The organism is Pseudomonas zanjanensis, from assembly GCF_014268745.2.
GTDB classification, from domain to species: Bacteria; Pseudomonadota; Gammaproteobacteria; order Pseudomonadales; family Pseudomonadaceae; genus Aquipseudomonas; species Aquipseudomonas zanjanensis.
Window position 1 is genome coordinate 489,316 of sequence record NZ_JABWRB020000001.1, and the last position, 26,384, is coordinate 515,699.

Genomic DNA, 26,384 nt, shown 5'->3' on the forward strand with positions numbered 1-26,384 from the left:
CAGCCAGCCTTTTCCAAGAGCCGTTTGTATGTCCGGGTTACCCCCATCCACCATCGAGCTTGAGTTCGCCAGGCAGCATGACCAGGAGCATGCGCAGGTTTGCTGCCGACCGGCGCCTCGCCGCTTGCGCCTGGCGTTCTGGCGCGACGAACAAATGGTGCGCAATGCCCTGAAAGTGGCGGGCGAGCCGGGGTTGGTGCTGGACGTGGCCTGTGGGGCAGGGCGGTTCTGGCCGGTGCTGGCCGAGCATGCCAACCGGGTGATCCTGGCGGCGGACCCGTCGCCGGACATGCTCGAACACGCGCTCACCCACCATGGCGACACGTTGCTCCAGCGGGTCAAGACCTTCCCGAGTTCGGCATTCACCCTTGGGCTGTCGGCCAACGCAGTGGATTGTATTTTCTGTTTGCAACTGTTTCGCCACCTCAGCGCCAGCGAGCATCGCCTGGTGCTGTTGCGCGAGTTTCATCGGGTCAGTCGCGACACGGTGATCGTTTCGGTGAAAATCGAAGGGCGCCTCAAGAGGGGCCAGGTGCCGCAACGCAGCCTGGCCGACAAGGCCGATGTCGAAGCCGAGTTTCGCCAGGCGGGTTTCAGCGTGCTTTGGTACCAGGATTTCCTACCCGGTTTTGCGCTGACGCGTGTTTATGTATTGCGTAAGACCGGTTAATTCTTGATGTAGGGCTATTCTTGCTTTTTCGCAGGCGATTTCTCTCAGACAGCTGCTCTATGGATGCTCGCAATCGCCAGCGGCGATATATACTGCGCGCCATTCTTCAAGGGAGAGCCGTGTGGCCATCGATATTCACTGGATTCGCGACAACGATAGCCTCGGTCAGTTTTGCGCCGAGTGGCAGCAGTTGCCATTCGTCGCCCTCGACACCGAATTCATGCGGGTCGACACCTTTTATCCCATTGCTGGCTTATTGCAGATTGGCGACGGCAAGCGTGCCTACCTGATCGACCCCTTGACCATCGACAACTGGCAGCCGTTGGCCGCTCTGCTGGAAAACCCGGCGGTGCTCAAGGTGCTGCACGCTTGCAGCGAAGACCTTGAAGTGCTGCTGCGCCTGACCGGTAGCCTGCCCGCGCCGCTGTTCGATACCCAATTGGCTGCCGCCTACCTGAACCTGGGTTTCTCCATGGGCTATTCGCGGCTGGTGCAGGAAGTGCTGGGCATCGAGCTGCCCAAGGGCGAGACCCGTTCCGATTGGTTGCAACGGCCCCTGTCCGAGACGCAAATCAGCTATGCGGCAGAGGATGCGGTGCATCTGGCGGAGGTTTTCGTAGAACTGCGCCCGAAGCTTTCCGACGAAAAATACCGCTGGGTCTTGGAGGATGGGGCCGAACTGGTGGCCAACCTGCGTCGCGAAGTCGACCCGTACGAGGTCTACCGCGAGGCGAAGCTGGCCTGGAAACTGTCCCGTGCCCAATTGGCCGTACTGCGCGAGCTGTGCGCCTGGCGCGAACGTGAGGCGCGGGCCCGTGACCTGCCGCGCAACCGCATCATCCGCGAGCATTCGCTGTGGCCCCTGGCCCGCACCCAGCCGGATAACCTCGGCGCGCTGGCGAAAATCGAAGACATGCACCCGCGTACCGTGCGCCAGGACGGCCAGTTTCTGCTGGACCTGATCCAGCGCGCCGCCAGCATCCCGCCCGAGCAATGGCCGCCGGCCGTGGCCGAGCCCTTGCCCATCGAGGCCGCTGCCCTAGTCAAGCGCCTGCGGGCGCTGGGGCAGGCTGAAGCCGAGCGCCTGGGCATTGCCCCGGAGCTGATGCTGCGCAAGAAAACCCTCGAGGCGCTGATCAAGAGCGGCTTTCCCGAGGGCCCTTACCAATTGCCCGATTCGCTGCGTGGCTGGCGCCGCGAATTGATGGGCCAGGCGCTGCTCGACAGCCTGGCCACTGCCGGAGAACAGCCTTGAAACGTATCTGCTCCATCTACCGCAGCTCGAAGAAAAACGAGATGTACCTGTATGTGCTCAAGAGCGATGCCTTGGAGCGCGTGCCCGAGCCATTGATGGCCGCCTTCGGCAAGGCGATCCACGCCTTTGACCTGGTGCTGAGCCCCGAGCGTGAGCTGTCCCGGGAAGACATCAACAAAGTGCTGGAAAACCTCGACACCCAGGGCTATCACTTGCAGATGCCACCGGCCGAAGACGAGTACATCGAGCATTTGCCCGAAGAGTTGTTGCGCCGCAACGACCCGGTCTGATGGTATTGGAGGCGCCTGTCCTGGGCGCTTCTTGAAAAACGGAATGATTTATTGACGACGATCGCAAGGATAGAGCGACACTCTGTCGGCGCTCGTCTGCACTGTTTTTGAAAGGTTTGATTCATGCGCGTTCTGATTGCCGAACACGATCACGCGGTGTATGCCCAGCTTCTGCGTCAGGCTGCACCCGATATTGAAGTGCTGACCAGCGGCGATTCCGCCGAGCTGTCGCGACTGGCCACCGATTGCCCGGTCTGGCTCGGCCAGCCTGATCTGCTGGCCACCCTGTTGCGTCAAGGCCACCAACCCCGTTGGCTGCAATCGACCTGGGCGGGCATCACGCCGCTGCTGGCCGATGGCTTGAGCCGCGATTACCGCCTGACCCGTGCCGTGGGCATTTTTGGCCAGGTGATGGCTGAGTATGTGCTGACCTACATGCTCGGCCATGAGCGCGAGGTACTGGCCCGGTTGGTCAGCCAGGTCGAGCGCAAGTGGGACAACCGCCAGGGCCAAGGCCTGGCTGGACGCAAGGTGCTGATCGTCGGGACGGGGGACATCGGCCAGCGTGTGGCGCAGTTCCTGGTGCCGTTCGGCGTGCAGTTGTACGGCATCGCCAGCGAAGCCAGGGAAATGGCGCCGTTCATCGAGGTCGGGGCACTGAAGGATCTGCCGCGGCTGGTGGGCGAGGTGGATTACGTGATCAATCTGCTGCCCAACACGCCAGAGACCCATGACATCTACGACGCGGCGCTGTTCAAGCAGTTCAAGCCGACCGGGTTGTTCATCAACGTTGGCCGCGGCGTAGCGGTTGTGGACGCGGACCTGGTGCAAGCCTTGAAGGAAGGGCACCTGGCCGGTGCGGTGATCGACGTCTGCCGCCAGGAGCCGCTGCCGCAGCGCCATCCGTTCTGGACCGCCTGGGGCCTGCTGCTGACCGGCCACAGTTCGGCACCGACTTCGCCACCGATGATGGCGCAGTTGTTCCTGGATAACCTGCGGGCCTATCAGGCGGGCGAAGCACTGCGTGGTGAAGTGGATTTCGCCCGAGGCTATTGAAGCCATCCTCGATCAAACTGTGGGAGCGGGCTTGCTCGCGAAAGGGCCGGCACATTCAACATTTATGCTGACTGAGACTCCGCTTTCGCGAGCAAGCCCGCTCCTACAGTGATTTTTCAGTGGCCACAAAAAATGCGTTCGCCACAGAACCCATTGTGGGAGCGAGCCTGCTCGCGATAGCTGTGTGTCAGTCGCCATCGAAGTGGCTGGTCTGGCGCCATCGCGAGCAGGCTCGCTCCCACAGTGGTTATTTCAGTGAGCATAAAAGGGGTTACAGGGTGAAATCACCTTCTGCCACCAGTTCGCTCAGCGGCCGGCGTGGGCTTGGGACTTCGCGGGCCTGGAGGTATTCGGCCAGGGTCGATTTGTCCCCCAGCTTGCCAATCGCCACGGCGGCGTGCAGGGCGTAGCCTTGCGGGATCTTCAGTTCCTTGCGGGTCAGTTCCTGGTCGAAACCGGCCATGCCATGGGTGTGCCAGCCGCTGAGGCTGGCTTGCAGCGCCAGGTGGCCCCAGGCCGCGCCGGTGTCGAAGGTGTGGCTCTGCGCCGGGGTTTCCTCGGTGGCGCCGGGCACCGCGAAGGTGGTTTTCGAGACGATGATCACCAGCGCCGAGGCGTGTTGGGCCCAGCCGCGGTTGAACTCGTTGAGCAAGCCCAGGAAACGCTCCCAGTTCGGCGTGTCTCGCCGTGCGTACAGGAAACGCCAAGGCTGGGAGTTGTAGGCCGAAGGGGCCCAGCGTGCGGCTTCGAAGAAGCTCAGCAAGGTTTCTTCGGCAATGCTTTCGCCGGTAAAGGCGCGGGGCGACCAGCGTTCGATGAACTGGGGGTGGATCGCGTAATCGGCAATACGGGAGTTGGCGCTCATGGGCTTACCTGGCTCGAGTGTGGAAAGACAATCAAGCAACCTACGTCCCGCCGCCCGGCCTGACAAGCCCCTGTATACCGACAGTCGCCAATGCTTGGCCTCAAGAGGTCCCGGCACTAGACTGTCGGCCTTTTCACCACCTGATGTTGATGCTCGAACCATGGCCGCCAAAGTCGAACCGTTCTGGATACGCAAAACCCTCGATCAGCTCGATCCCCAGGAATGGGAATCGCTGTGCGACGGCTGTGGCCTGTGCTGCCTGCAAAAGCTCGAAGACGAAGATGACAACAGCGTCTACTACACCCGCATCGCCTGCAAACTGCTGGACCTGAAAACCTGTCAGTGCACCGACTACCCCAACCGTCGTGAGTACGTGCCCGATTGCATCCAGCTCACGCCGGGCAAGGCCGATGAGTTCAAATGGCTGCCGCCGACCTGCGGTTATCGGCTGGTCAGCGAGGGCAAGGACTTGCCGTTGTGGCACCACCTGGTCTGCGGCGATCGCGATGCCGTGCACCATGAACGCATTTCCCAGTCTGGACGTATGCTGGCCGAAGGCAGCGTGCCGGAAGACGACTGGGAAGATCATCTGATTTTTCGCGCCGGCTGAACCGCCGGGCGGCGCGCCACCTGGGAGAACCCATGGCTGCAGGATTGAAACGGATACTGGCGGCCGGGTTGCTGGCAGTGTGCGGGCCGCTGTGGGCGGCGCAGAAAGTCGACCTGGATTATCACGTGCACCTGTTGCCCCAGAGCGACCAGGCCGAAGTGCGCCTGACCCTGGCCCGGGGCTCGGCGGTGCGCAGCCTGGATTTCGACCTCGGCGACGGCAATCGCTACAGCGATTTCAAGGCCGACGGCCAATGGCAGCTCACCCCAGGCAAAGAGGCCCGTGGTGTCTGGCGTCCGGCCTCGGACAAGGCGAGCCTGAGCTACCGCGTGCGCATCAGCCATGCCCGCAGGAACGCCACCTTCGAAACCCGCATGACCCCGACCTGGGCGTTGCTGCGCGGCGATGATCTGGTGCCGTCGGCCAAACTCGATCAGCAGGACGGCATCGAACTGGTGGCGCGTCTTGAGGTTGAATTGCCTGACGGCTGGAAAAGCATCGAGACCCCTTGGCCGCGCATCGGCAAGCAGCGCTTCCGCATCGACAACCCCGCGCGCCTGTTCGACCGTCCCACGGGCTGGATGCTCGCCGGCAAACTGGGCAGCCGCCGTACCCGCCTGGGTGAAACCGAAGTGACCGTGGCCTCGCCCCGGGGCCAGGGCATGCGCCGGATGGACGTGCTGACGCTGCTGACGTTCGTCTGGCCGCAGGTGCAAGCGCTGGTGCCGCGCCATCCGGCCAAGTTGCTGATTGTCGGCGCCGGCGATCCGCTGTGGCGTGGCGCCCAGGCCGGCCATGACTCGATTTACCTGCACAGCCGCCCGCCGCTGGTCAGCGAGCGGGGCAGCAGCCCGTTGTTGCGGGAGTTGGTGCAGGCACTGGCCCGGGTCAATGATCAGGACCGTAGCGATTGGATCAGCGAGGGGCTGACCGAATATTACGCGGTCGAACTGCTGCGCCGCGCTGGCGGCTTGAGCGATGAGCGCTACCAGACCCTGAACGACCGACTCGCCCACGACAGCAAGGGCGTCACCACTTTGCGCGGCGAGCAGATCAGCCCGGCGGCCGTGGCCAAGGCGGTATTGCTGTTGCAGGAATTGGACCGCGAGATTCGCCTGAAGACCCGTAACAAGCGTTCGCTGGATGATGTGTTGCAGGGGGCGATGCGCCTGGAAACCGTCGACACCGAGGCGTTTGTGCAGCTCAGTGAAAGTGTTTTGGGTGGGGCTTCCACTGTGCTGGATACCCAGTTACTTCAGTGACATCGCCATCGCGAGCAACCCCCACCGTTTTGCGCAATGGCCTGGAGGCTTGTGTGGCGAGGGAGCTTGCTCCCGCTGGGGCGCGCAGCGGCCCCAAAAAAGCGGTGAGCGCTTCGCACTCAAGCGGGAGCAAGCTCCCTCGCCACGAGACTGTGCGATTTTTAAACCTCTGTGAAAGGGAGCTTGCTCCGGGGCAATTCAGAGCCCAACCTTCGGCGAATTCAACGAATCATTCCCCGTCACCGTAGCCGTGCCAGTCGCCGCCTCGGCGTTGGCCTTCAGGCGACTCAGCTCTTCACCGGCCTGCTCGATGCGGGCACGGGCGTTGTCCAGGTTCTGGCGATTCTTTTCCAGCAGGCTCTTGGCCGAGCAATGCCCGGTGATGCCCCGCGCCAACGCCATGCCGCCGATCGCCAGTTGAGCCAGCCCGATCACCCCGCCACGGCGTAGACCCTTGCCCATCATCAGCACGCCGCCGGCCAACGAGCCTATGCGCTCCCAGCCGTGCACGTTTTGCGGCGGATGGGATTGGAAAGGGGTGCGCTCAATCGGCTCGAACGGATTGTTATCGCTCATGATCTGTCTCCAGTGTGGGGATTGGTATAAAGCTGACTGCCTGAGCGATTGCCTTGTTCAATCGAATATCGCACCGATCAGCGGAATTGCGGCCCCGAACGGGTGTTGTTGCCCTTGGCCATGCGGTCGTACAACACGACGTTGACGGTGGCGGCCAGGTTCATGCAGCCGTTGGTGGGGATATAGATCACGTCTTCGCACCAATCACGGATGTCCTTGTCCAGCGAGCCGTCTTCCGGGCCGAAGATGTACAGCGCCCGGTCCGGGTGGGTGTATTCGGGCAGTGGGCGAGCGCCTTCCACCAACTCGACGGCCACTGGCACACAGCCCAGGGGCAGGATTTTCTTCAGGTCATCGATACCGATCAGCGGGATGTCGTAGTGGACTTTCTTGGTGTCGGTGACGAAGTCGGCGGCGCGCTCATAGCGCTTGCCGGTGTAGAACACCGACGCCACGCCGTAGCAACCGGCGGCACGCATGACCGAACCGACGTTTTCCGGGGACTTGGGGTTGAACAGACCGATGCAGCTATAGCGTTTGTTGGCCACGGGCAGGGTGCCTTTGGGGAAAAGGCGCGATTATACGGGGAATGGGGGAGGGTGGTCAGGTTCGAGATGTGTGGTGTTTGTTTGGTTGCCATCGCGAGCAAGCCCGCACACATTCGATTCGTGGGGGCTGGTGGTCCCTAGCCTGTTCACGAACCTGACCAATCGGTAACGTTCCCGCCAGCGTTGTGAAAGGCACCAGTCGTTATGGTTGCCTGACACATGACTGCCGGAGTTTCTCATGAAAACCCTTAATGCCTTGCTCGCTGTTTCGATCCTCTCCCTTTCCTCCCTGGCCTTGGCGGAAGGAGGAAGCGATCGCGTTTATGGGCAGATGATCCGTAACAATCAACAAGCCATGGCGCAATACGCCGCCGAAAACGGCAAAGCCGTCCCCGAAATCGTTCATTACAAATACGGCATGAAGCTCGATGTGAAAAAAGTGGTGAGCAGTACACCGGCCAATAAAGGTTGTGGCGTCGGGCCGTCGCGCATGACTTACGAAGACTCGAACGGCAAGCTCAATACCGTGGAATACAGGCTCCTGGGCGAGAACTGTCCGAATGGCAGCTGATTCCCGTCTCGTTTGTTTTCCTTTGGTTTTGAGACGGTAAGGCGCCCTGGTGGCGCCTGTTTTTATCGCAGGGATCAGGATGCTGGTGCGTGACGTTCTCTTGCCTCGGATTGAACGGGGTGACGCTACTCGTCTTTCTTCATCAACCCAGCCAGCGCGGCGAACGGGTTGTGGGTCGCCTTGGCAATCTTCGGGGTGCTCAGGGAGCCGTCGCCGAAGTATTGCTGGTCGGTGTAGCGCGAGTGTTCGTTGTCGTGGCAGTACAGGCACAGCAGTTCCCAGTTGGAACCGTCCTGCGGGTTGTTGTCATGGTTGTGGTCGCGGTGGTGAACGGTCAGTTCGCTCAGGCGCTTGCCGGAAAACTCACGGGCGCAGCGGCCACAGACATGGGGGTACATTTTCAGGGCTTTGTCGCGGTAGCCCATCTCCCGGTCGCGCTGGGCATCGGCGAGGATGCGGTCCAGCTTGGCGGTGTTGGACGGTGGCGTTGACGAACTCATGGGTTCACCTTCGTAGAAAAGACTGATGACGGTTGGACAGAGTTTAGCTCAGCCCTTGAGCTTCTCGGCAATCCAGATGGTGTGGCGAGTGCCTTTGTTGCCATGGGCGAACACTTGCACCTCTTCGGCCTTGAAACCGGCCTTCTTCAGCTTGTCGGAAAACTGCCGGTCAGCGCTGGCCGACCATACCGCCAGCACGCCCTTGGGCCGCAGGGCCTTGGCGCAAGCGGCCAGGCCACCGGCCGAATACAGCCAACTGTTGGCTTTCTGGGTCAGGCCTTCCGGGCCGTTATCGACATCGAGCATGATCGCGTCGAACCCCTGGGGTTCGGCTTGCAGCACCTTGGCCACGTCTTCCATGCGGATCACCGTGCGCGGGTCCGCCAGCGGCCGCCCGGCCTTTTCACCCAGGGGGCCACGGTTCCACTCGACCACGCCGGGCACCAGCTCGGCCACCACCACTTCGGCGGTCTTGCCCAGGTGCTTGAGGGCCGAGGCGAGGGTGAAGCCCATGCCGAGGCCGCCGATCAGCACGCGCGAGCCAGGACGGCCGGCGACCTTGCGGCAAGGAATCTCGGCCAGGGCGTCTTCGGAACCGTGCATGCGGGTGTTCATCAACTGCCCGCCATCGCCGCCCTGGATCTTGATGACGAAGTCTTCGCCGTACTCGAACAGGCACAGGGCACCGCCGTTGTCAGGAATGGGCGTGGTGTCGAGCAGAACGAAACGTTTCATGGAAATCTCGTAGGAGGGCAGACCGGCGCGGTAACGACTAGCCTTAAAGCAGACAATAGCCACGGAGCCATTGATGAAGTTCATCATTCTAACGGCCATTGCCCTGGCGGCGCTCTCAATAAGTTGCGCCCAGGCTCAACAACCGACGATTCCGGTCAACCCGCCGAGCATCCCCGGATCGCCGGGCACTGCCACGCCCATGCCGTATCCGCCGGTCACGCCTAACGGCGTGCCCAAGGCCGGCCCGGGAAATGGTGGGCCGCCCTTGCTGCCGCCGATCGAAATGCCCAAGCCGCCCAAGGACCAGCCGATACCGGGCATGGAGCCGAAGCCGGCGAAGGCCAAGTCGCCGGGGGGGTAGATATGAAGCCAGTCACTTAACTTCATGCATGATGAGGTCCTGTGGGAGCGGGCTTGCTCGCGAAAGCGGTGTGTCAGGCGACAGAGATGCTGGCTGATCCGACGCCTTCGCGAGCAAGCCCGCTCCCACAGGTTCTGTGTTTCAGCTGATAGAGGTACGTCAGACCTGCTGCGACAACAGCTGCCCATCGGCCATGCGCAGGCGCTTGGACAGGGAGACGGCGAGGGCGCGGATGATCTTGGCGGCGATCTTGGGGGCGTCGTTGAGCATTTTTTCCAGGGAGTCCTTGCCCAGGTTCAGCAACTGGCAATCGCTGGCGGCGATGCAACTGGCTGAGCGCCGTTCACCGTCGAGCACGGCCATTTCGCCGAAGGCCCGGCCGCTGCGCAGCGTGGCGATGGTCACGGGTTGGCCGTCGGGGCCGGTTTTCTGCACGGCCACTTGGCCGGTGTGGATGATGCACATGAAGCTGCCGGCATCGCCTTCGCGGAAAATCGCTTCGCCCTCGGCGATCGCGCTGATGCTGAAATAGCCCGACGCCGCGGCGAAGTCTACAGGTAGCAACTGGTCGAACAGGCCGCAGTCCATCAGCCAGTCGCGGATTTCTTTGTTCAGTAAGGTCGGTTCTGACATGTCGGCACGGTCTTTTTCTTGTCGTTTTCTGCGGTTTTGGATTGTCTTGAGTGCAAGGCGATCTCTTGTGGGAGCGGGCTTGCTCGCGAAGACGGTCGGTCATCCGACATCCAAGTTGAATGTCAGTCCGCTTTCGCGAGCAAGCCCGCTCCCACAATGGGACAGCGTCATGTCTGAGCCTTGCGCATGCAGCTAAGACCCGGCCATCCCACAGAGTTCCTCAGACCCGCCCCAAAACCTTCAAGACAAATGCATATTCGAGCGCTACGTCACGTAATCCCTGGTAGCGCCCGCTCATTCCGCCGTGGCCGGCGCCCAGCTCGGTCTTGAGCAGCAGGGGGTTGTCGTCGGTCTTGGTGGCGCGCAATTTCGCCACCCACTTGGCCGCTTCCCAGTACTGCACGCGGCTGTCGTTGTAGCCAGCGATCACCAGCAGCGCCGGGTACGCCTGGGCGCTGACGTTTTCGTACGGGGCGTAGGCCCGGATCCGATCATAAACGTCCGGCTCCTCTGGATTGCCCCATTCGTCGTATTCGGTGACCGTCAGCGGCAAGTCCGGGTCGAGCATGGTGTTGAGCACATCGACGAACGGCACTTCGGCAATCGCCACCTTGAACAGCTCCGGGCGTTGGTTGAGCACCGCGCCGATCAGCAGGCCACCGGCACTGCCGCCGCTGATCGCCAGTTGCCCGGCGGTGGTGAAGCCGTTGGCGATCAAATGTTCGGCGCAGGCGATGAAGTCGCCGAACGTGTTGTGCTTATGTTCCTGTTTGCCGGCGCGATACCAGGCTTCCCCCAGCTCGCCGCCGCCCCGTACATGGGCAATGGCAAACGCCACGCCGCGGTCGAGCAGGCTCAGCCGCGAATGGGAAAACCACGGGTCGAGGCTTTCGCCATAGGCACCGTAGCCGTACAGGTACAGCGGCACCGGCCGGCCGAGGTCTTCGCGCCTGACCACCAGGCTGATGGGCACCTGGGTGCCGTCCGGCGCCGTGGCCCAGAGCCGCTGGCTGACATAGGCATCGGCATCGAACGGCCCCAGCACAGGGGTTTGCTTGAGCACCACCTGGGCGCCGCTGGCCAGGTCCAACTGACGGATCTGCGCCGGACGGTTCAAGGCCTCGTAACGCAGCCGAATGCGATCGCTGATGAATTCCAGGCTGTTCTGCACATGCAGGCTGTAGGCCGCGTCCGGCAGTTGCACCCGATACGCCGGCAAACCCTGGGGATGCACCTCGATGATCGGCAGGCCGCCTTCGCGCAGGCTCAAGGTCATGGCCCCGGCGTTCAGGCTCAGGCCGTCGATCATCACCGTGTCGCTGTGGGGGATCAGGTTCTGCCAGTCGGCCTCGGTTGGTGCCACGCCGGTGTCGGCGGCCTGATACAGGGCGAAGTTGATCCCGTCGCGGTTACTGCGGATCAACCAGGTCCATTGGCCATCGAGGAGGCCGTGGTCGACGTCGTATTCGTGGTTTTCCACCCGTGGTGCCAGGCAGGTGAAGGGCTGTTGCGGTTGCGCGGCGTCCAATACCCAGACTTCGCTGGTGGTCTTGCTCCCGAGGGACAGGATCAACTGCTTTTCCGAACTCGAACGATAGCAATGCAGGAAGAAACGTCCGTCCGGCTCATGGAACACTTCCTCGGCGGCCGTGCCGTCCAGGCGATAGCGCCAGAGCTTGTGGGGGCGGTGGGTGTCGTCCAGTTCGCCAAAAAACAGCGTCAGGCTGTCGTTGGCCCAGGTCATGCTGCCGTCGCAATTGTCGAAGGACAGTTCACTGACCTTGTCGTTGGACAATTCCTTCACGAACAGGGTGTAGATCTCGTCGCCCGTGGTGTCCAGGCTGTAGGCCAGGCGCTGGTGGTCGGGGCTGATGCTGAAGGCGCCCAGGGCAAAGAAACCGCCGCCGGCCAACGCGTTCGGGTCCAGCAGCAGTTGTTCGTGGCTTTCGTCCACGGTCAGGCTGTCGTCAGCCGGGCGCGGGCAACGGTAATGGCGTGGGTATTCGTCACCGGCGGTGGTGCGGGTGTAATACAGGTACGGGCCCCAGGGCGAGGGCAGCGACAGGTCGGTCTCGAGGATCCGGCCCTTGATTTCCTGGAACAGGGTTTCGCGCAGTTCGGCCTGATCGGCGAGTTGCGCCTCCTGGTAGCTGTTTTCCGCCTTGAGGTAGTCGAGCACGGCGTCGGTGTCGCGTTCCTGCAGCCAGGCGTACGGGTCAACACCGGCGTCCCTGCGGGCGATCGGGGCGTTGGAAACGTGGGCAGATAGGGACATGAAAGGCTCTCGAACGTTGTACGAAAAGGGACACGCGGCCTGGACAGAACCCACCGCCCAGGCCATTCGCCAGACGCCGGGGCAGCCTGACGCGCGAAAAGCCGTTACTATAAGCGCCTCTTTGCCTGCCTTGCCATGGACACCATGACCGAGAATGACTATCTGATCGCCTGGGGCCTCTACGCCTTCGCCGCCCTGGGCTGCCTGCTGGTGTGGATGCGCATGACGCGCTGGATGTGGCGCTGGTTGCGTGAACCGCTGCGCTTGCTGATGGCGGTGTTGCTGTTCAGCCCCACCGTCGTCGATCCGGTGAAGGACAAGGTTGCCCCGGCCCTGGCCATTGTCGCCCTGGACATCTTGTTCAAGGTCGGCAACAACGCCTGGCGGGCAGCGTCCGACCTGCTCATGTACGGCATGATCGCCTTCGGCCTCTACCTGGTGATCGTGCTGATCCGCTTCCCCATCGAGCGGGCCGCCAACGCGCGCAAGGAGCGGGCTGCCGCCGCCAAAGCCGCCGCGGCCGATGAGCCGGAGGACGAACCACCATTCGGCGTGGCCGGGGATGACCGTTACGGTCGCCCACCCGTGCCGAGCAACCCCCAGCGTTCGCGTATCGAACCGCGCCTGTAAGCAGGCCTGCCCCTTGAAGCGAGAGTTCGAGCATGTGTGAGTTACTGGGCATGAGTGCCAATGTGCCGACCGACATCGTGTTCAGCTTCACCGGGCTGATGCAGCGCGGCGGCAAGACCGGGCCGCACCGGGACGGCTGGGGCATCGCCTTCTACGAGGGCCGTGGCCTGCGCCTGTTCCAGGACCCGGCCGCCAGCAGCGAATCGGAAGTGGCGAACCTGGTGCAGCGTTATCCGATCAAGAGCGAAGTGGTGATCGGGCATATCCGCCAGGCCAACGTCGGCAAGGTCTGCCTGTCCAACACCCATCCGTTCGTGCGTGAGTTGTGGGGCCGCAACTGGTGTTTCGCCCACAACGGCCAGCTCGCCGATTTCCAGCCGGGCGCAAGCTTCTACCGCCCGGTGGGCGACACCGACAGCGAAGCGGCTTTCTGCGATCTGCTCAACCGCGTGCGCCAGGCCTTCCCCGAACCGGTGGACGTGGAACAGTTGCTGCCGTCGTTGATCGAGGCCTGCACCGAATACCGCAGCAAAGGCGTGTTCAATTGCCTGCTCAGCGATGGCGACTGGCTGTTCTGCTATTGCTCGACCAAACTGGCCCAGATCACCCGTCGCGCGCCGTTCGGCCCGGCGCGGCTCAAGGATGTGGACGTGATTGTCGATTTCCAGGCGGAAACCACACCCAACGACGTGGTCACGGTGATCGCCACCGAACCCTTGACCGAAAACGAAACCTGGACCCGCTACGAACCGGGCCAATGGAGCCTGTGGCGACGCGGCGAATGCGTCAGCCAAGGCCGGACCGAATAAGGACGTCACGCTATGTTGCTCAGTTATCTACGGCTGGTGTTGTTCGCGGTGGGCCTGTTGGTTGGGGTCCAGGTGCCAGGGTTCATCAATGATTACGCCAAGCGGGTCGAGGCTCACCTGATCGAGGCGCAGACCGGCCTGCAAGGTTTCCAGGGCACCGCCAACCAATTTTTCAAGGGTGACATGCAGGCGCTGGTGGCCCATTACCGCGCCAGCGAAGACCCGATCTTTCGCAGCGACGCCGACAGCCTGAACACCTTGCTCGTGCGCCAGCAGGCCTTGGACAAGCAATTCCAGGCGATGCAAGGCCCGTGGTACATCCGCCTGCTGCAAGTGGCGCTGGCCGCCGATCCGGACATCCGCAAGGAAACCTGGAACGGATATAGCTACCAGATACTGCTGACCCCCGAAGCGATGATCTGGGGCATCAGCGGCGCGATGTTGCTGTCGTTCGGCCTGGAATGCCTGTTCCGCCTGATCGACTGGGTGGTGCTGGGCGGCAAGCGCCTGCGCCAGGGCCGGCCGATCGAAGAGCGTGACCTGCGCGGGCTCTGACTCGATGGTTCAGTGAGCTTCCTGTGGCGAGGGAGCTTGCTCCCGCTGGGCTGCGGAGCGGCCCCAAGATTTTGCGAGCGCTACGCACTCGAGCGGGAGCAAGCTCCCTCGCCACAAAAGCGGTCTGCCTTTGCGGGTGATGTGCTGCCCAATCAAATTTTTCTTATGACCCAGCCAAGGTTTTATTCGTTGGACGGGATCGGCCGCGCGCTCAAGAATCGGGGCAACGGTCTCCACGTCAGCGTCGTCGAGACTCACAACAATAAAACCGTGGAGAACCACCATGAGTGCACCCGACACGCTCGGCGTCCCCCAACCCCAGGCCCGTTCTGGCCCGTTCGATTGGTATCGCAACATCAACCAGCAGGAACGTCGCACCTTCTGGAGCTGCAAGATCGGTTACGCCCTGGACGGCATGGACACCCAGATGCTCAGTTTCGTGGTGCCGACCCTGATCGCGATGTGGGGCATCACCACCGGCCAGGCAGGCCTGATCCACACCAGCACCTTGATCGCGTCGGCCATTGGCGGCTGGGTGGCGGGTATTCTCTCGGACCGGATCGGTCGGGTGCGCACCTTGCAACTGACGGTGCTGTGGTTCGCGTTCTTCACCTTCCTGTGCGGCTTTGCCCAGAACTATGAGCAGCTGTTGATCGCCCGCACCTTGATGGGCTTCGGCTTTGGCGGCGAGTGGACCGCCGGTGCGGTGTTGATGGGCGAGGTGATCCGTGCCAAGGACCGTGGCAAGGCGGTGGGCATGGTGCAATCGGGTTGGGCGCTGGGCTGGGGCATGACGGCGATTCTGTATGCGCTACTGTTCTCGGTGTTGCCGCCGGAAGATGCCTGGCGCGCACTGTTCATCCTCGGCATCGTGCCGGCGGTGTTCGTGATTTTCGTCCGCCGGCTGGTCAAGGACCCGGAAGTCTATAACCAGACCAAGGCCCGGTTGACGCCGGAAAATCCCGCGAAGTTCTACGAGATTTTTGCCCCTGGCATCCTCTTCACCACCCTGCGTGCCTCGCTGCTGACCACCGGTGCCCTGGGCGGCTACTACGCCATCACGTCCTGGCTGCCGACGTTTCTCAAGAATGAACGGGGCTTGAGTGTATTGAGCACCGGTGGCTACCTGGCGATGGTGATCGTCGGTTCCTACGTGGGCTATGTCATCAGCGCGTACCTGTCGGACATCCTGGGACGAAAGAAGAACTTCGTTCTGTACGCTGTCGGCTCGTTCACCATCGTCCTGCTGTACACCCAGGTGCCGGTGAGCAATAACGTGATGCTGTGGTTGGGCTTTCCCCTGGGCTTTTTCGCTTCCGGGATGTTCAGCGGCATGGGCTCGTTCCTCACCGAGCTGTTTCCTACGCGCATCCGCGGTTCGGGCCAGGGCTTTTGCTACAACATTGGCCGGGCGGTGGCGGCATTGTTCCCGCTGTTGATCGGTATCTTGAGCCAGAAGGTGCCGCTGAGCGTGGGTATCGGCGCGTTCGCGGCGGTGTCCTACGGCGTGGTGATCCTCGCGGCCCTGAGCCTGCCGGAAACCCAAGGCAAGCAGTTGGAAGCCGAGTAACTGATACCCTGTGGGGGCCTGGGCTCCATGGCTTGGCCCCACAGTCAAAGAAGAAAAAACCTACAGGAGCGTTCACCGTGAACCGCCTGCTACTGAATTGCGATATCGGCGAAAGCTTCGGCAGCTGGACCATGGGTCTGGACGCCGAGGTGATGCCCTTCATCGATTGCGCCAACATTGCCTGCGGCTTCCACGCTGGCGACCCGAGCATCATGCGCAAGACCGTCAGCCTGGCCCTGAGCCACTGCGTGCGGATCGGCGCGCACCCGGCCTATCAGGACCTGGCGGGCTTCGGCCGGCGTTCCATGGCCTATGGCGCCCAGGAGCTGCAGGACTTGCTGCACTACCAGATCGGCGCCCTCGACGGCATCTGCCGGGCCCAGGGCGGGCGAGTCAGCTACGTCAAGCCCCACGGAGCGATGTACAACGACATGATGGCCAACCCGGCGCAATTGCGCGCCGTGATCCAGGCCGTCGCGGCCTACGACCGGCAACTGCCACTGATGCTCATGGCGACCCGGGACAACAGCGCCGCCCAGGCCCTGGGCGACGAGTACGGCCTGACCCTGTGGTTCGAGGCCTTTGCCGATCGGGCCTATGACAGTGCCGGTCGCCTGGTTTCGCGACAGGCACCGGGGGCGGTGCATCACGATCCCGAGGTCATCATCGGGCAGGCCCTGACCATCGCCCGTGGCGATGCGTTGACCGCCAGCGACGGCAGTGCCTTGCACCTCATGGCCAATACCTTGTGCGTGCACGGCGACAACGCCAGCTCCGTGGCGGCCGTGCAGCGCATCCGCGAAGCCCTGGACCGGCAGAGTGCGCCATGAAACCACGCGTGGAAGTGGTGGCGGTGGACTGCCTAATGGTGCGCCTGTTCGATGAGATCGCCGAGGCCAACATGCCCTGGATGCTCGCCGCCAGCGAGCGCCTGCGAGCGGTGTTTGCCGAGCGTTTGATCGATCTGGTGCCGTCCTACACCACCTTGATGGTGCACTACGATTTGCTCGCCCTGAACCCGGTCCAGGCCCGCGATTTGATCGACGAGGCGCTGCATAACCTTTCACCGGATGCCCGCTCGACCGGCCAATGCCATGTGCTGCCGGTGTGGTACGACCTTAGCGTCGGGCCGGAGCTTGAGCTGTTGGCGAGTCGCAGCGGTTTGACGGTCGCCCAGGTGATCCGCCGCCACAGCGAACGGGAGTACCAGGTGTTTGCCCTGGGCTTCGCCCCCGGTTTCGCCTTCATGGGGCTGGTGGACGAAGAACTGGCCGCCCCGCGCCTCGACACGCCACGCAAGCGCGTGGCAGCGGGCAGCGTCGGTATTGCCGAGCGTCAGACCGCGGCGTATCCAGTGGTCTCACCCGGTGGTTGGAACCTGATCGGGCGCACCCCGGCCAAACTGTTCGATCGTGAGCGTGACGGCTACAGCCTGATGCAGCCGGGGGACACGGTACGTTTCGCCGCCGTGGACCACGCCGAATTCATTGCCCTGGGTGGCGACGACACACCGTTGGAGGCCCAGGCATGAGCCGGTTGTTGATCGAGGCCAGCACCCCGCTGTGCCTGTTACAGGACGCCGGCCGTTTCGGCGTGAGACACCTGGGCGTGACCCAGGGTGGCGCGGCGGATTGGTTGTCGATGGCCTGGGCCAATTGGATGCTGGGCAATGACCTGGACGCGGCGGTGGTGGAGATTACCCTCGGCGGCTTTACCGTGGTGGCCGACGAGGATTGCGTGCTGGCGCTGGCCGGGGCTGACCTGGGCGCGCGGATAGACGGCCAGGGCGTGGCATCGTGGCGTTTCTTCAGCTTGCGCAAAGGCCAGGTCCTGGCGCTCACCCAGCCCGTGCTCGGTGCCCGGGCCTACTTGGCGGCCCCAGGTGGGTTCAATGCGCCTACGGTGCTGGGCAGCCGGGCGACGGTGGTCCGTGAGGAACTCGGTGGCCTGGATGGGCGGGGACGGGCGCTGAGTCGCGGTGAACACTTGAGCTATTCAGGCACGCCGACGCCGCGGCCCATGCCCCACACGCGTATTCCGGATTTCCAGCAAGCGCAGCCGCTGGACCTGATCCTCGGTGCGCAGAATGGCGCGTTCAGTGGGCGCAGCCTGTTCGATGCGTTCAACACTGCGTGGACGCTGGACAGTCGCGCCGACCGTATGGGCATGCGCTTGCTGGGCACGGCGTTGGAATATCAGGGGCCGGCGATGATTTCCGAGGGCATTCCCCTCGGTGCCGTGCAGGTGCCACCGGACGGCCAGCCGATCGTGTTGCTCAACGACCGACAAACCATCGGTGGTTATCCACGCCTGGGGGCGTTGACGCCGCTGTCCCTGGCCCGGCTGGCGCAATGCCTGCCCGGGGCGCAGGTGCGGTTGCGGCCGGTGGTGCAGGAGGTTGCGCATCGGCAGCAGGTGGAGTGCCTGCGGGGGCTGTCAAACCGCTAAAAGCTTCGCGAGCAAGCCCGCTCCCACACTGGATCTGTGTCGCACAGGAGATCCCTTGTGGGAGCGGGCTTGCTCGCGAAGAGGCCCTTACAGGCACCGGAAGACTTTACTTGGAAAGAAACCGCATCCCTTCCTCCAACCCCCGCAACGTCAGCGGATACATCCGGTCCTCCACCAACTCGCGCACGATGTTGGTCGAGGCGGTGTAGCCCCAGGTGTCCTTGGGGTATGGGTTGATCCAGATGAGTTTCTTGTACTTCTCCATGAAGCGCTGCATCCACACATAACCGGCTTCTTCGTTCCAGTGCTCGACGCTGCCGCCGGCCTGGGTGATTTCATAAGGCGCCATGGCGGCGTCGCCGATGAAGATCACTTTGTAGTCGGCACCGTACTTGTGCAGCAAATCCTGGGTCGAGGTGCGCTCCGAGGTGCGGCGCAGGTTGTTCTTCCACACCGATTCGTAGACGAAGTTGTGGAAGTAGAAATACTCCAAGTGCTTGAACTCGGTCTTGCAGGCCGAGAACAGTTCTTCACAGATCTTCACGTGGGCATCCATCGAGCCACCGATGTCGAACAGCAGCAACAGCTTGACGGTGTTGCGTCGCTCCGGGCGCATCTGGATGTTCAAGAGGCCGGCGTCCCGGGCGGTGTGATCGATGGTGCCGTCGATGTCCAGCTCTTCGGCCGCACCCTGGCGGGCGAACTTGCGCAGGCGGCGCAGGGCGATCTTGATGTTGCGGGTGCCCAATTCCACCTGGTCGTCGAGGTTCTTGTATTCGCGCTGGTCCCAGACCTTTACGGCCTTGCCCTGGCGTTTGCCGGCGTCGCCGACCCGGATGCCCTCGGGGTTGAAACCGCCGGAGCCGAACGGGCTAGTGCCGCCGGTGCCGATCCACTTGTTGCCGCCGGCATGGCGTTCCTTCTGTTCTTCCAGGCGTTTCTTGAATTCTTCGATCAGCTTGTCCAGGCCACCCAAGGACTGGATCTGCGCCCGTTCCTCGTCGGTCAGCGAACGCTCGAATTCCTTGCGCAACCAGTCTTCGGGAATCAGCGCCTGGAGGTGATCGTCGAGCTTCTCCAAACCGTTGAAGTAGGCGGCGAAGGCCCGGTCGAACTTGTCGAAATGCCGTTCGTCCTTCACCAGGATCGCCCGGGACAGGTAATAGAACTCGTCCATGTCGGCGAAGATCACCCGCTGTTTCAGCGCGTTGATCAGGTCCAGCAGTTCACGCACCGACACGGGCACCTTGGCGGCGCGCATCTCATTGAACAGGTTAAGCAGCATGGCAATCGCCCTCGCTCTTGTTAAACGAAGAGGATCAGCGGGTGCCGCGACGGCTCATGAACGCCAGGCGCTCGAGCAGTTGCACGTCTTGTTCGTTTTTCACCAGGGCGCCGGCCAGCGGCGGAATGGCCTTGGTCGGATCACGCTCGCGCAGCACCGCTTCGCCGATGTTGTCGGCCATCAGCAGCTTGAGCCAGTCCACCAGTTCGGAGGTGGAAGGTTTTTTCTTCAGGCCCGGCACCTTGCGCACGTCGAAGAACACGTCCAGCGCTTCGCTGACCAGGTCCTTCTTGATGTTTGGGTAATGCACATCGACGATTTTCTGCAGGGTGACGCGGTCGGGGAACGCGATGTAGTGGAAGAAGCAGCGGCGCAGGAAGGCGTCCGGCAGTTCCTTTTCGTTGTTGGAGGTAATGATGATGATCGGGCGCTGCTTGGCCTTGATGGTTTCGTCGGTCTCATAGACGTAGAACTCCATCTTGTCGAGCTCTTGTAGCAGGTCGTTGGGGAACTCGATGTCGGCCTTGTCGATTTCGTCGATCAGCAGGATCACCCGCTCCTCGGACTCGAACGCTTCCCAGAGCTTGCCCTTCTTCAGGTAGTTGCGCACGTCGTGGACCTTGTCCACGCCCAACTGCGAGTCCCGCAGGCGGCTGACCGCGTCGTACTCGTACAAGCCCTGGTGGGCCTTGGTGGTGGACTTGATGTGCCAGGTGATCAGGCGCGCGCCGAAGGACTCGGCCAATTGCTCGGCCAGCATGGTTTTGCCGGTGCCTGGTTCGCCCTTGACCAGCAATGGCCGCTCCAAGGTGATGGCGGCGTTCACGGCCAGTTTCAGGTCATCGGTGGCCACGTAGGCGCTGGTGCCTTCGAACTTCATCTGCAATTTCCTCGAACGTGTCGCCGGCCCGGCGAGGCGGGGCGCGCGAAATAAATATCGTGCCCGACTATAACGCGAGGCCGCGCCGACTGTGAACGCAGACGCTGTATTCAGTCTCTGAATGGAGCGTCACATGTTGACTCAGTCTTGTGGCGAGGGAGCTTGCTCCCGCTCGAGTGCGCAGCGCTCGCAGGCTTTTTAGGGCCGCTTCGCGGCCCAGCGGGAGCAAGCTCCCTCGCCACTAAAAGCCGCAAATCTCAATCCTTCGAAGGCGGTGGCTGTTCATAACGGGCATTGAAGGCCTGGACGAAACCGTTGCGCAGGATCTGCAGGAAGGCTTCGAAGGCGCTGATGTCCTGCTGGTGAACATTGCCGCTGAGTTCCACCCGGGTGGCAAACTGGTTCTTGCGCTGGTTCTTGAGGGCCGTTTCGCCGGTCCCGACCAGCGCTTCCCAGACCGAGCGGAAGATGTTCTTGTTCTGGTTTTCCACGTCCTGCTGCCAGTCGAATACGTCGACATCCCGCAGCAATGGCTTGATATAGCCGCTGAGCTTGGCGTTATCGGCTTCAGCCTCGATCACCAGGTCGCCGTGGCCGGCATTGAAATCGAACTTGCCATAGGCGGCGGCAAAATCGTTGAGGCGCTTGAGTTCGATGTTCCTGGCCCGCAGGCGGAAATCGAAATCCTCGAAGTCGCTCAAGGGGTCGAAGGTAGCCTGCATTTCCAGGGGCGCATGCTCGGCCACCAGGGCCTTGCCTTCGAAGCGGGCGTCGCGCTTGCCTTCGGTGTCGACCACGTTGGTCAGGTTATAGAAGCTGGCGTTGACGTCGGTGGCCCGCAGGTTGACCGGCGGCTTGGAATTGAAATTGCGAAAGGTGACCTTGCCCTCCCGGATGCGCACTTCGTTGAAGGTGATGGGCAGCAGTTTTTCCAGTTGCTGGCGCCAGTTGGTGCCCTGGCCGGTCTGGGAGTTCTGTCGGTTGGCCCCGCCGTCGACGAAGTTCACTTCGGGGCGGGTGAACTCCACCTCGGACACCACCGCATGGTCGTACCACAGCGAGTGCCAACTCACGGACAGGTCCACCAGCGGGGCATTGACGAACGGCACCGGGACCTTGCCGTCGACCTTGACGATTTCCAGGCCGTTGATCCGGTAGGCACCGCGCCACAGGGCCAGGTCCACGTCAGTGATCTGGCCGCGATAATCGCCCATGTCGGCCAGTTTATCGTTCAGGTAGTCGCGTACCAGGTAAGGCAGGGCGAAATGCAGGGCCACCAGCACCGCGACGAGGGTGGCGAAAACCCACAGTGGCCAGCGGTATCGACGCTTCATGTCTGTCAGTCTCCAGCGTTTGTTGGGGGAGCGCCTCCTAATGCCATTGACTGTCGCAACAACGGGAACGTTCGGTGCAACTGGACGCCCATGGGCAACAGGCATACCTTTAAAGGCTTCAATTTCGCCCCATCAAGGACCCAGCCATGAGCCGCATATTCGCTGACAACGCCCATTCCATCGGCAATACGCCACTGGTACAGATCAACCGCATTGCGCCGCGCGGCGTGACCATCCTGGCCAAGATCGAGGGGCGTAACCCAGGGTATTCGGTCAAGTGCCGGATCGGCGCAAACATGATCTGGGACGCTGAAAGTTCGGGCAAGCTCAAGCCGGGCATGACCATTGTCGAACCGACCTCGGGCAACACCGGGATCGGCCTGGCGTTCGTTGCCGCCGCCCGTGGCTACAAGCTGATGCTGACCATGCCGGCCTCCATGAGCATCGAGCGGCGCAAGGTGCTCAAGGCCCTGGGCGCGGAGTTGGTGCTCACCGAACCGGCGAAGGGCATGAAGGGCGCCATCGAGAAAGCCGCCGAGATCATGGCCAGCGATCCGTCCAAATATTTCATGCCGCAGCAGTTCGATAACCCGGCGAACCCGGCGATCCACGAAAAAACCACCGGCCCGGAAATCTGGAACGACACCGACGGCGCCGTGGACGTGCTGGTCGCGGGCGTGGGCACCGGCGGAACCATTACCGGGGTTTCGCGGTATATCAAGAACACCTGTGGCAAGCCGATCCTGTCGGTGGCGGTCGAGCCCGAAGTGTCGCCAGTGATCACCCAGGCGATGGCGGGGGATGAAATCAAGCCCAGCCCCCACAAGATCCAGGGGATCGGCGCCGGGTTCGTGCCGAAGAACCTCGATCTGTCCATCGTCGACCTGGTCGAGCGCGTCACTGACGACGAGTCCAAGGCCATGGCCCTGCGCTTGATGCAGGAGGAGGGCATCCTCTGCGGGATCTCCTGCGGCGCGGCGATGGCCGTGGCCGTGCGCCTGGCGGAAAAACCGGAAATGCAGGGCAAGACCATCGTGGTGATCCTGCCGGATTCGGGCGAGCGGTATTTGTCGAGCATGTTGTTCAGTGATCTGTTTACCGAGCAGGAGACTCAGCAGTAACCGCAGGCAGGATGGGTGGCGAGCATTGCTTGTGTGGCGAGGGAGCTTGCTCCCGCTCGACTGCGCAGCAGGCGCCCCGGATTCAACCCGGGTCGCCAAATCCCAGGGGCGCGCTCCGCACGCCAGCGGGAGCAAGCTCCCTCGCCACAAGAGCACTCGCGATCTCAGGTAGGTTGAATGATTGTTCGATGCGTCAGCCAAGGTTCAGGTGACGTCTGTTAAAAAGTGTTTATTGCGTTTCACTCAACAGAGAATCTTGCGTCAGACGGTTTTTACCCGGGCCATGGGTATTTAACATGGCCCCCGGCTACGTCGGGCAGTAGGCGTTGCGTCAGTTGTTTTTGGACAAGGAGTTTAAAAAAATGACCGTTTCGTTTGTCGCCAAGGCCTCGGTGTTGCTGCTGTTCCTGGGCAGTACGCTTTATGTGCATTTGCGTGGTAAGGCGCGGTTGCCGGTGCTGCGCCAGTTCGTCAACCACTCGGCGCTGTTCGCCCCCTATAACGCCTTGATGTACCTGTTCTCCGGCGTGCCCTCGAGGCCTTACCTGGATCGCAGCCAATTTCCCGAACTGGATGTGCTCAAGGACAACTGGCAAGTCATCCGCGACGAAGCCATGCACTTGTTCGACGATGGCTACATTCGAGCCGCCGAGAAGAACAACGATGCGGGCTTCGGTTCGTTCTTCAAGAAGGGTTGGAAGCGCTTCTACCTCAAGTGGTACGACAAACCGCTGCCGTCGGCTGAGTTGCTGTGCCCGAGGACGGTTGAACTGGTCAGTCGGATCCCCAGCGTTCGCGGCGCGATGTTTGCCTTGCTGCCCGGTGGTAGCCATCTGAACCCTCATCGAGACCCCTTCGCCGGTTCGTTGCGTTATCACCTGGGGCTCTCAACCCCCAATTCCGAAGATTGCCGGATCTTCGTCGACGGTCAGATCTATGCCTGGCGCGACGGCGAAGACGTCATGTTCGATGAAACCTATGTGCACTGGGTCAAGAACGAAACCCCGCAGACCCGCCTGATCCTGTTCTGTGATGTCGAGCGGCCCTTGAAAAGTCGGCTGATGACCCGCCTCAACCGCACCTTCAGCGCGTTCCTCGGCCGTGCCACCGCGCCACAGAACCTGGACGATGAACACGTCGGTGGCATCAACCAGGCCTATGCCTGGAGCAAGTCGTTCAGTGACGGCATCAGCGGTCGGGTCAAGCAGTTCAAACGCAAGCATCCCAAGGCCTACCGGGTGATGCGGCCGGTGTTGGCGGTGGCAGTGCTGACGGCGCTTGGCTATTGGTTGTTCGTTTAAAACATTGCGTAGTCCATCGGGCGCTGGTTATAGTCAGCGCTCTTCGGGTTTTCGAACCCACTCTCCAAGAGATCGGCTCATGCCTGCATCCCCTGTCATCGCGGTCGTGGTTCCAGCGTTCAACGCTGGCGTCGTGCCGTGTGGGAACCAGCAGCCTGCGCAGATCGGTCAATACCCCCCACCTGTCCGTAGCTCATCGGTGTACGTCGTCGTATCACCGCCGGGTGTTGGCATTCAGGGCTGATCGGCAACGGTTGCCATCCCCTGTGCCCGCCTGAAAAAACTACTGGACTTCAGCTTCGGCTGAGTTGGCTTTTTGCCTGACTACAGGTGGTATCCATGTTTTCCCTTTCCAAAAACGCCTTGTTGGCGGCGGCTTCCACGAGCCTGTTCGTTTTGCTGTGGAGCAGCGGGGCGATCTTTTCCAAGCTGGGCCTGGCCCACGCTTCACCCTTCGCTTTTCTGTTGATCCGATTTGCCATCGCGCTGTTCGCGCTGGTGCTGTTGATTCCGTTGCTCAAGTTCAAGTTGCCCAAGACCGGCAAGCCGATGCTGTACGCGGTGACCACCGGACTGGTGCTGCTGGGCGCCTATCAGATTTTTTATCTGCTGGCGCTGCAAATGAATGTCACGCCCGGCGTCATGGCGACCCTGATGGGTGTGCAACCGATCCTGACTGTAGTGCTTATGGAGCGCCGGCGTTCCGGGGCGCGGATGTTCGGCCTGGTGTTGGGTTTGGTCGGGTTGGTCATGGTGGTGTACCAGGGCATCGGCCTGGCCGGCATGTCCCTGGCGGGGATGCTGTGCGGGTTGCTGGCACTGGTCAGCATGACGGCCGGCTCCATCATGCAGAAGCGCATCACCGACAACCCACTGGGCACGCTACCGGTGCAGTACCTGGCCGGGCTGGTGCTATGCGCGGTGTTCGTGCCGTTCCAGCCGTTTCACTTCGAATACAGCACGGGGTTCTTCGTGCCGGTGCTGTGGATGGGGCTGGTGGTGTCGGTGCTGGCGACGCTGCTGCTGTACCGTTTGATTGCACGGGGCAATCTGGTGAACGTCACCAGCCTGTTCTACCTGGTGCCGGCGGTGACGGCGATCATGGACTACCTGGTGTTCGGCAACCGGTTGGCGTTGTTGAGCTTGCTGGGGATGGTGCTGATCATCGTGGGGTTGGTGTTTGTGTTTCGTAAAAGCCGCTGAGCTTTGGCTACTCGCTGACTGAACTACCGCTATCGCGAGCAGGCTCGCTCCCACAGGGTTAGCGCAATTCCCTGTGGAAGCGAGCCTGCTCGCGATAGCATTTTCAGCGACACCGATGGGTTATCGGGCAGACACCTCAGCCGGTTTCGCGACGGAAGGCTTGAGCACCAACCACAACGCCGCCGCAATCAACACCCCGCCATACAAATGCGCCATCCCCAACGGCTCATCCAGCAACAACGCCCCCCACAACACACCGAACGGCGGGATCAGGAATGTCACGGTCATGGACTTGACCGGGCCGATGGAACTGAGCAGACGGAAATAAAGGATGTACGCCAGCGCGGTGCACACCAGGCCCAGGCCCAGCAGTGACAACCAGACACTCCAGCCACCCCAACTGGCCGGCGGCTGGCTGATGACGCTGTAGCCGAACAGCGGCAGCAAGAACACCGTGGCGCCGAACATGCTGCCCAGGGCCGAAAGACGGCTGTCCAGGCCGCCTTGGTGATCGAGCCAGCGCCGGGTGAGGAAACCGGCGAAGCCGTAGCAGGTCGTGGCCAGCAGGCAGGCGAGGGCGCCCATCAACAGTTGCAGGTCGAACGCCACCGGGCCGGCGCGGGTCAGGATGCCCACGCCGAGCAGCCCGAGGAAGACCCCGCCGACCTTGGCCAAAGTGAGTTTTTCGCTGAAGAACAAACCGCCGATCAACACCCCCATCAGCGGCGTGGTGGCATTGAAGATTGCCGAATAACCGGCCGGCAGCACCTGGGCCGCCACCGAATAGAACGTGGCCGGAATGCCCGAGTTGATCAGGCCCAGCACCATCACGACTTTGAGCTTGCCACGAAAATTCCAGTCGACGCGCATCAGGGCCAGGATCACCAGCAGCCCGACGAAGGCAATGGACACACGAAAGAAGGCCGTGGGAATCGTGCCGATAACGGGGGCGATAATGCGCATGAACAGGAAACTGGCGCCCCAGATGGCGGCCAATGACAGTAAACGCAAGATGTCGACGAGGTTCACGAGCCACTCCTT

Annotated in this window: 29 protein-coding genes; 18 read left to right on the forward strand and 11 right to left on the reverse strand. The window is 62.1% G+C overall.

Annotated features, from left to right (window positions below; all coding sequences use genetic code 11):
• The first annotated feature begins 28 nt into the window (after nucleotides 1-28).
• From HU715_RS02350 to HU715_RS02365, 4 genes are all read left to right on the forward strand, one after another.
• Nucleotides 29-670: a class I SAM-dependent methyltransferase gene (locus HU715_RS02350; RefSeq protein ID WP_186704567.1), complete on the forward strand. Its 642-nt coding sequence runs from the start codon at nucleotides 29-31 to the stop codon at nucleotides 668-670.
• 121 nt (nucleotides 671-791) lie between these two features.
• A complete protein-coding gene (rnd, locus tag HU715_RS02355; protein WP_186704568.1) occupies nucleotides 792-1,925 on the forward strand; it encodes a ribonuclease D in 1,134 nt (377 codons plus the stop codon).
• Nucleotides 1,922-2,215: a YcgL domain-containing protein gene (locus HU715_RS02360; protein WP_186704569.1), complete on the forward strand. Its 294-nt coding sequence runs from the start codon at nucleotides 1,922-1,924 to the stop codon at nucleotides 2,213-2,215. Before rnd ends, HU715_RS02360 begins: the two co-directional genes overlap by 4 nt.
• 123 nt (nucleotides 2,216-2,338) lie before the next feature.
• Nucleotides 2,339-3,271 carry a D-2-hydroxyacid dehydrogenase gene (locus tag HU715_RS02365; RefSeq protein WP_186704570.1) on the forward strand — a complete coding sequence of 311 codons (933 nt, stop codon included), beginning with the start codon at nucleotides 2,339-2,341 and terminating at the stop codon, nucleotides 3,269-3,271.
• Between the two features lie 271 nt (nucleotides 3,272-3,542).
• Here the strand turns inward: HU715_RS02365 and HU715_RS02370 are convergent, their stop codons facing one another.
• Nucleotides 3,543-4,136, reverse strand: a complete 594-nt coding sequence (locus HU715_RS02370; protein ID WP_186704571.1) for a nitroreductase family protein — start codon at nucleotides 4,134-4,136, stop codon at nucleotides 3,543-3,545.
• A gap of 160 nt (nucleotides 4,137-4,296) precedes the next feature.
• Between HU715_RS02370 and HU715_RS02375 the strand changes: the two genes are divergently transcribed.
• Nucleotides 4,297-4,746, forward strand: coding sequence for a YcgN family cysteine cluster protein (locus tag HU715_RS02375; protein ID WP_186704572.1), 450 nt, complete (start codon nucleotides 4,297-4,299; stop codon nucleotides 4,744-4,746).
• A gap of 32 nt (nucleotides 4,747-4,778) precedes the next feature.
• The gene (locus HU715_RS02380; RefSeq protein ID WP_186704573.1) at nucleotides 4,779-6,008 is read left to right on the forward strand and encodes a hypothetical protein; all 1,230 of its coding nucleotides are present in this window, start codon (nucleotides 4,779-4,781) and stop codon (nucleotides 6,006-6,008) included.
• A gap of 198 nt (nucleotides 6,009-6,206) precedes the next feature.
• Here HU715_RS02380 and HU715_RS02385 read toward each other — a convergent pair whose 3' ends face one another.
• Nucleotides 6,207-6,584, reverse strand: a complete 378-nt coding sequence (locus HU715_RS02385) for a YgaP family membrane protein (RefSeq protein ID WP_186704574.1) — start codon at nucleotides 6,582-6,584, stop codon at nucleotides 6,207-6,209.
• Nucleotides 6,585-6,661: 77 nt separating this feature from the next.
• The gene (locus HU715_RS02390) at nucleotides 6,662-7,132 is read right to left on the reverse strand and encodes an RNA methyltransferase (protein ID WP_030141187.1); all 471 of its coding nucleotides are present in this window, start codon (nucleotides 7,130-7,132) and stop codon (nucleotides 6,662-6,664) included.
• 238 nt (nucleotides 7,133-7,370) lie between these two features.
• On the opposite strand from HU715_RS02390, the gene HU715_RS02395 reads away from it, so the two are divergent.
• Nucleotides 7,371-7,703, forward strand: a complete 333-nt coding sequence (locus HU715_RS02395; RefSeq protein WP_186704575.1) for a DUF2790 domain-containing protein — start codon at nucleotides 7,371-7,373, stop codon at nucleotides 7,701-7,703.
• Nucleotides 7,704-7,828: 125 nt separating this feature from the next.
• Here the strand turns inward: HU715_RS02395 and HU715_RS02400 are convergent, their stop codons facing one another.
• Nucleotides 7,829-8,203, reverse strand: a complete 375-nt coding sequence (locus HU715_RS02400) for a YajD family HNH nuclease (protein ID WP_003184246.1) — start codon at nucleotides 8,201-8,203, stop codon at nucleotides 7,829-7,831.
• Between the two features lie 48 nt (nucleotides 8,204-8,251).
• A complete protein-coding gene (locus tag HU715_RS02405; protein WP_018607541.1) occupies nucleotides 8,252-8,938 on the reverse strand; it encodes a spermidine synthase in 687 nt (228 codons plus the stop codon).
• 73 nt (nucleotides 8,939-9,011) lie between these two features.
• Between HU715_RS02405 and HU715_RS02410 the strand changes: the two genes are divergently transcribed.
• The gene (locus HU715_RS02410; RefSeq protein WP_186704576.1) at nucleotides 9,012-9,299 is read left to right on the forward strand and encodes a hypothetical protein; all 288 of its coding nucleotides are present in this window, start codon (nucleotides 9,012-9,014) and stop codon (nucleotides 9,297-9,299) included.
• A 159-nt stretch (nucleotides 9,300-9,458) separates the two neighbouring features.
• On the opposite strand, the gene HU715_RS02415 is transcribed toward HU715_RS02410, so the two are convergent.
• Together HU715_RS02415 and HU715_RS02420 are read right to left on the reverse strand one after the other, a co-directional pair.
• On the reverse strand, nucleotides 9,459-9,932 hold the full coding sequence (locus HU715_RS02415) for a cyclic nucleotide-binding domain-containing protein (RefSeq protein WP_014337065.1): 474 nt from the start codon (nucleotides 9,930-9,932) through the stop codon (nucleotides 9,459-9,461).
• Nucleotides 9,933-10,152: 220 nt separating this feature from the next.
• A complete protein-coding gene (locus HU715_RS02420; protein WP_186704577.1) occupies nucleotides 10,153-12,207 on the reverse strand; it encodes a S9 family peptidase in 2,055 nt (684 codons plus the stop codon).
• Nucleotides 12,208-12,342: 135 nt separating this feature from the next.
• Between HU715_RS02420 and HU715_RS02425 the strand changes: the two genes are divergently transcribed.
• The 7 genes from HU715_RS02425 (at nucleotide 12,343) to HU715_RS02455 (ending at nucleotide 18,219) form a co-directional block, all read left to right on the forward strand.
• Nucleotides 12,343-12,837 (forward strand): MFS transporter, encoded by a 495-nt coding sequence (locus HU715_RS02425; protein ID WP_186704578.1) that lies wholly within the window; start codon nucleotides 12,343-12,345, stop codon nucleotides 12,835-12,837.
• A gap of 32 nt (nucleotides 12,838-12,869) precedes the next feature.
• Nucleotides 12,870-13,646 carry a class II glutamine amidotransferase gene (locus tag HU715_RS02430; RefSeq protein WP_186704579.1) on the forward strand — a complete coding sequence of 259 codons (777 nt, stop codon included), beginning with the start codon at nucleotides 12,870-12,872 and terminating at the stop codon, nucleotides 13,644-13,646.
• A gap of 12 nt (nucleotides 13,647-13,658) precedes the next feature.
• Nucleotides 13,659-14,201 (forward strand): DUF2937 family protein, encoded by a 543-nt coding sequence (locus tag HU715_RS02435; RefSeq protein ID WP_039593345.1) that lies wholly within the window; start codon nucleotides 13,659-13,661, stop codon nucleotides 14,199-14,201.
• 283 nt (nucleotides 14,202-14,484) lie between these two features.
• Nucleotides 14,485-15,771: an MFS transporter gene (locus tag HU715_RS02440; RefSeq protein ID WP_060738732.1), complete on the forward strand. Its 1,287-nt coding sequence runs from the start codon at nucleotides 14,485-14,487 to the stop codon at nucleotides 15,769-15,771.
• Between the two features lie 77 nt (nucleotides 15,772-15,848).
• A complete protein-coding gene (locus tag HU715_RS02445) occupies nucleotides 15,849-16,601 on the forward strand; it encodes a 5-oxoprolinase subunit PxpA (protein WP_186704580.1) in 753 nt (250 codons plus the stop codon).
• Complete coding sequence (pxpB, locus tag HU715_RS02450) at nucleotides 16,598-17,302, forward strand: 5-oxoprolinase subunit PxpB (protein ID WP_186704581.1); 705 nt, start codon at nucleotides 16,598-16,600, stop codon at nucleotides 17,300-17,302. Before HU715_RS02445 ends, pxpB begins: the two co-directional genes overlap by 4 nt.
• Nucleotides 17,299-18,219, forward strand: a complete 921-nt coding sequence (locus HU715_RS02455) for a 5-oxoprolinase subunit C family protein (protein WP_186704582.1) — start codon at nucleotides 17,299-17,301, stop codon at nucleotides 18,217-18,219. The genes pxpB and HU715_RS02455 overlap by 4 nt, the downstream gene beginning before the upstream one ends.
• Before the next feature lie 106 nt (nucleotides 18,220-18,325).
• Here the strand turns inward: HU715_RS02455 and HU715_RS02460 are convergent, their stop codons facing one another.
• From HU715_RS02460 to HU715_RS02470, 3 genes are all read right to left on the reverse strand, one after another.
• Nucleotides 18,326-19,504 carry a vWA domain-containing protein gene (locus tag HU715_RS02460; protein ID WP_003198888.1) on the reverse strand — a complete coding sequence of 393 codons (1,179 nt, stop codon included), beginning with the start codon at nucleotides 19,502-19,504 and terminating at the stop codon, nucleotides 18,326-18,328.
• A 34-nt stretch (nucleotides 19,505-19,538) separates the two neighbouring features.
• On the reverse strand, nucleotides 19,539-20,384 hold the full coding sequence (locus HU715_RS02465; protein WP_186704583.1) for an AAA family ATPase: 846 nt from the start codon (nucleotides 20,382-20,384) through the stop codon (nucleotides 19,539-19,541).
• Between the two features lie 257 nt (nucleotides 20,385-20,641).
• Nucleotides 20,642-21,718 carry a DUF748 domain-containing protein gene (locus HU715_RS02470; RefSeq protein ID WP_186704584.1) on the reverse strand — a complete coding sequence of 359 codons (1,077 nt, stop codon included), beginning with the start codon at nucleotides 21,716-21,718 and terminating at the stop codon, nucleotides 20,642-20,644.
• Between the two features lie 146 nt (nucleotides 21,719-21,864).
• On the opposite strand from HU715_RS02470, the gene cysK reads away from it, so the two are divergent.
• The 3 genes from cysK to HU715_RS02485 all read left to right on the forward strand — a co-directional run bounded on the left by cysK (nucleotide 21,865) and on the right by HU715_RS02485 (nucleotide 25,343).
• Nucleotides 21,865-22,839 (forward strand): cysteine synthase A, encoded by a 975-nt coding sequence (gene cysK, locus HU715_RS02475; RefSeq protein WP_186704585.1) that lies wholly within the window; start codon nucleotides 21,865-21,867, stop codon nucleotides 22,837-22,839.
• Nucleotides 22,840-23,201: 362 nt separating this feature from the next.
• Complete coding sequence (locus tag HU715_RS02480) at nucleotides 23,202-24,140, forward strand: aspartyl/asparaginyl beta-hydroxylase domain-containing protein (RefSeq protein WP_186704586.1); 939 nt, start codon at nucleotides 23,202-23,204, stop codon at nucleotides 24,138-24,140.
• Between the two features lie 339 nt (nucleotides 24,141-24,479).
• Complete coding sequence (locus tag HU715_RS02485) at nucleotides 24,480-25,343, forward strand: DMT family transporter (RefSeq protein ID WP_186704587.1); 864 nt, start codon at nucleotides 24,480-24,482, stop codon at nucleotides 25,341-25,343.
• Nucleotides 25,344-25,463: 120 nt separating this feature from the next.
• Here the strand turns inward: HU715_RS02485 and HU715_RS02490 are convergent, their stop codons facing one another.
• Nucleotides 25,464-26,372: a DMT family transporter gene (locus HU715_RS02490; RefSeq protein ID WP_186704588.1), complete on the reverse strand. Its 909-nt coding sequence runs from the start codon at nucleotides 26,370-26,372 to the stop codon at nucleotides 25,464-25,466.
• Between the last annotated feature and the right edge of the window lie 12 nt (nucleotides 26,373-26,384).

Coding starts and splice junctions, on each gene's coding strand:
- HU715_RS02460 (WP_003198888.1), bottom strand. CDS start 19,504: ATGCTGCTTAACCTGTTCAATGAGATGCGCGCCGCCAAGGTGCCCGTG.
- HU715_RS02480 (WP_186704586.1), top strand. CDS start 23,202: ATGACCGTTTCGTTTGTCGCCAAGGCCTCGGTGTTGCTGCTGTTCCTG.
- pxpB (WP_186704581.1), top strand. CDS start 16,598: ATGAAACCACGCGTGGAAGTGGTGGCGGTGGACTGCCTAATGGTGCGC.
- HU715_RS02350 (WP_186704567.1), top strand. CDS start 29: ATGTCCGGGTTACCCCCATCCACCATCGAGCTTGAGTTCGCCAGGCAG.
- HU715_RS02430 (WP_186704579.1), top strand. CDS start 12,870: ATGTGTGAGTTACTGGGCATGAGTGCCAATGTGCCGACCGACATCGTG.
- HU715_RS02425 (WP_186704578.1), top strand. CDS start 12,343: ATGGACACCATGACCGAGAATGACTATCTGATCGCCTGGGGCCTCTAC.
- HU715_RS02470 (WP_186704584.1), bottom strand. CDS start 21,718: ATGAAGCGTCGATACCGCTGGCCACTGTGGGTTTTCGCCACCCTCGTC.
- HU715_RS02410 (WP_186704576.1), top strand. CDS start 9,012: ATGAAGTTCATCATTCTAACGGCCATTGCCCTGGCGGCGCTCTCAATA.
- HU715_RS02485 (WP_186704587.1), top strand. CDS start 24,480: ATGTTTTCCCTTTCCAAAAACGCCTTGTTGGCGGCGGCTTCCACGAGC.
- HU715_RS02380 (WP_186704573.1), top strand. CDS start 4,779: ATGGCTGCAGGATTGAAACGGATACTGGCGGCCGGGTTGCTGGCAGTG.
- HU715_RS02370 (WP_186704571.1), bottom strand. CDS start 4,136: ATGAGCGCCAACTCCCGTATTGCCGATTACGCGATCCACCCCCAGTTC.
- HU715_RS02400 (WP_003184246.1), bottom strand. CDS start 8,203: ATGAGTTCGTCAACGCCACCGTCCAACACCGCCAAGCTGGACCGCATC.
- HU715_RS02455 (WP_186704582.1), top strand. CDS start 17,299: ATGAGCCGGTTGTTGATCGAGGCCAGCACCCCGCTGTGCCTGTTACAG.
- HU715_RS02365 (WP_186704570.1), top strand. CDS start 2,339: ATGCGCGTTCTGATTGCCGAACACGATCACGCGGTGTATGCCCAGCTT.
- HU715_RS02375 (WP_186704572.1), top strand. CDS start 4,297: ATGGCCGCCAAAGTCGAACCGTTCTGGATACGCAAAACCCTCGATCAG.
- HU715_RS02420 (WP_186704577.1), bottom strand. CDS start 12,207: ATGTCCCTATCTGCCCACGTTTCCAACGCCCCGATCGCCCGCAGGGAC.
- HU715_RS02465 (WP_186704583.1), bottom strand. CDS start 20,384: ATGAAGTTCGAAGGCACCAGCGCCTACGTGGCCACCGATGACCTGAAA.
- HU715_RS02395 (WP_186704575.1), top strand. CDS start 7,371: ATGAAAACCCTTAATGCCTTGCTCGCTGTTTCGATCCTCTCCCTTTCC.
- HU715_RS02385 (WP_186704574.1), bottom strand. CDS start 6,584: ATGAGCGATAACAATCCGTTCGAGCCGATTGAGCGCACCCCTTTCCAA.
- HU715_RS02435 (WP_039593345.1), top strand. CDS start 13,659: ATGTTGCTCAGTTATCTACGGCTGGTGTTGTTCGCGGTGGGCCTGTTG.
- cysK (WP_186704585.1), top strand. CDS start 21,865: ATGAGCCGCATATTCGCTGACAACGCCCATTCCATCGGCAATACGCCA.
- HU715_RS02440 (WP_060738732.1), top strand. CDS start 14,485: ATGAGTGCACCCGACACGCTCGGCGTCCCCCAACCCCAGGCCCGTTCT.
- HU715_RS02415 (WP_014337065.1), bottom strand. CDS start 9,932: ATGTCAGAACCGACCTTACTGAACAAAGAAATCCGCGACTGGCTGATG.
- HU715_RS02405 (WP_018607541.1), bottom strand. CDS start 8,938: ATGAAACGTTTCGTTCTGCTCGACACCACGCCCATTCCTGACAACGGC.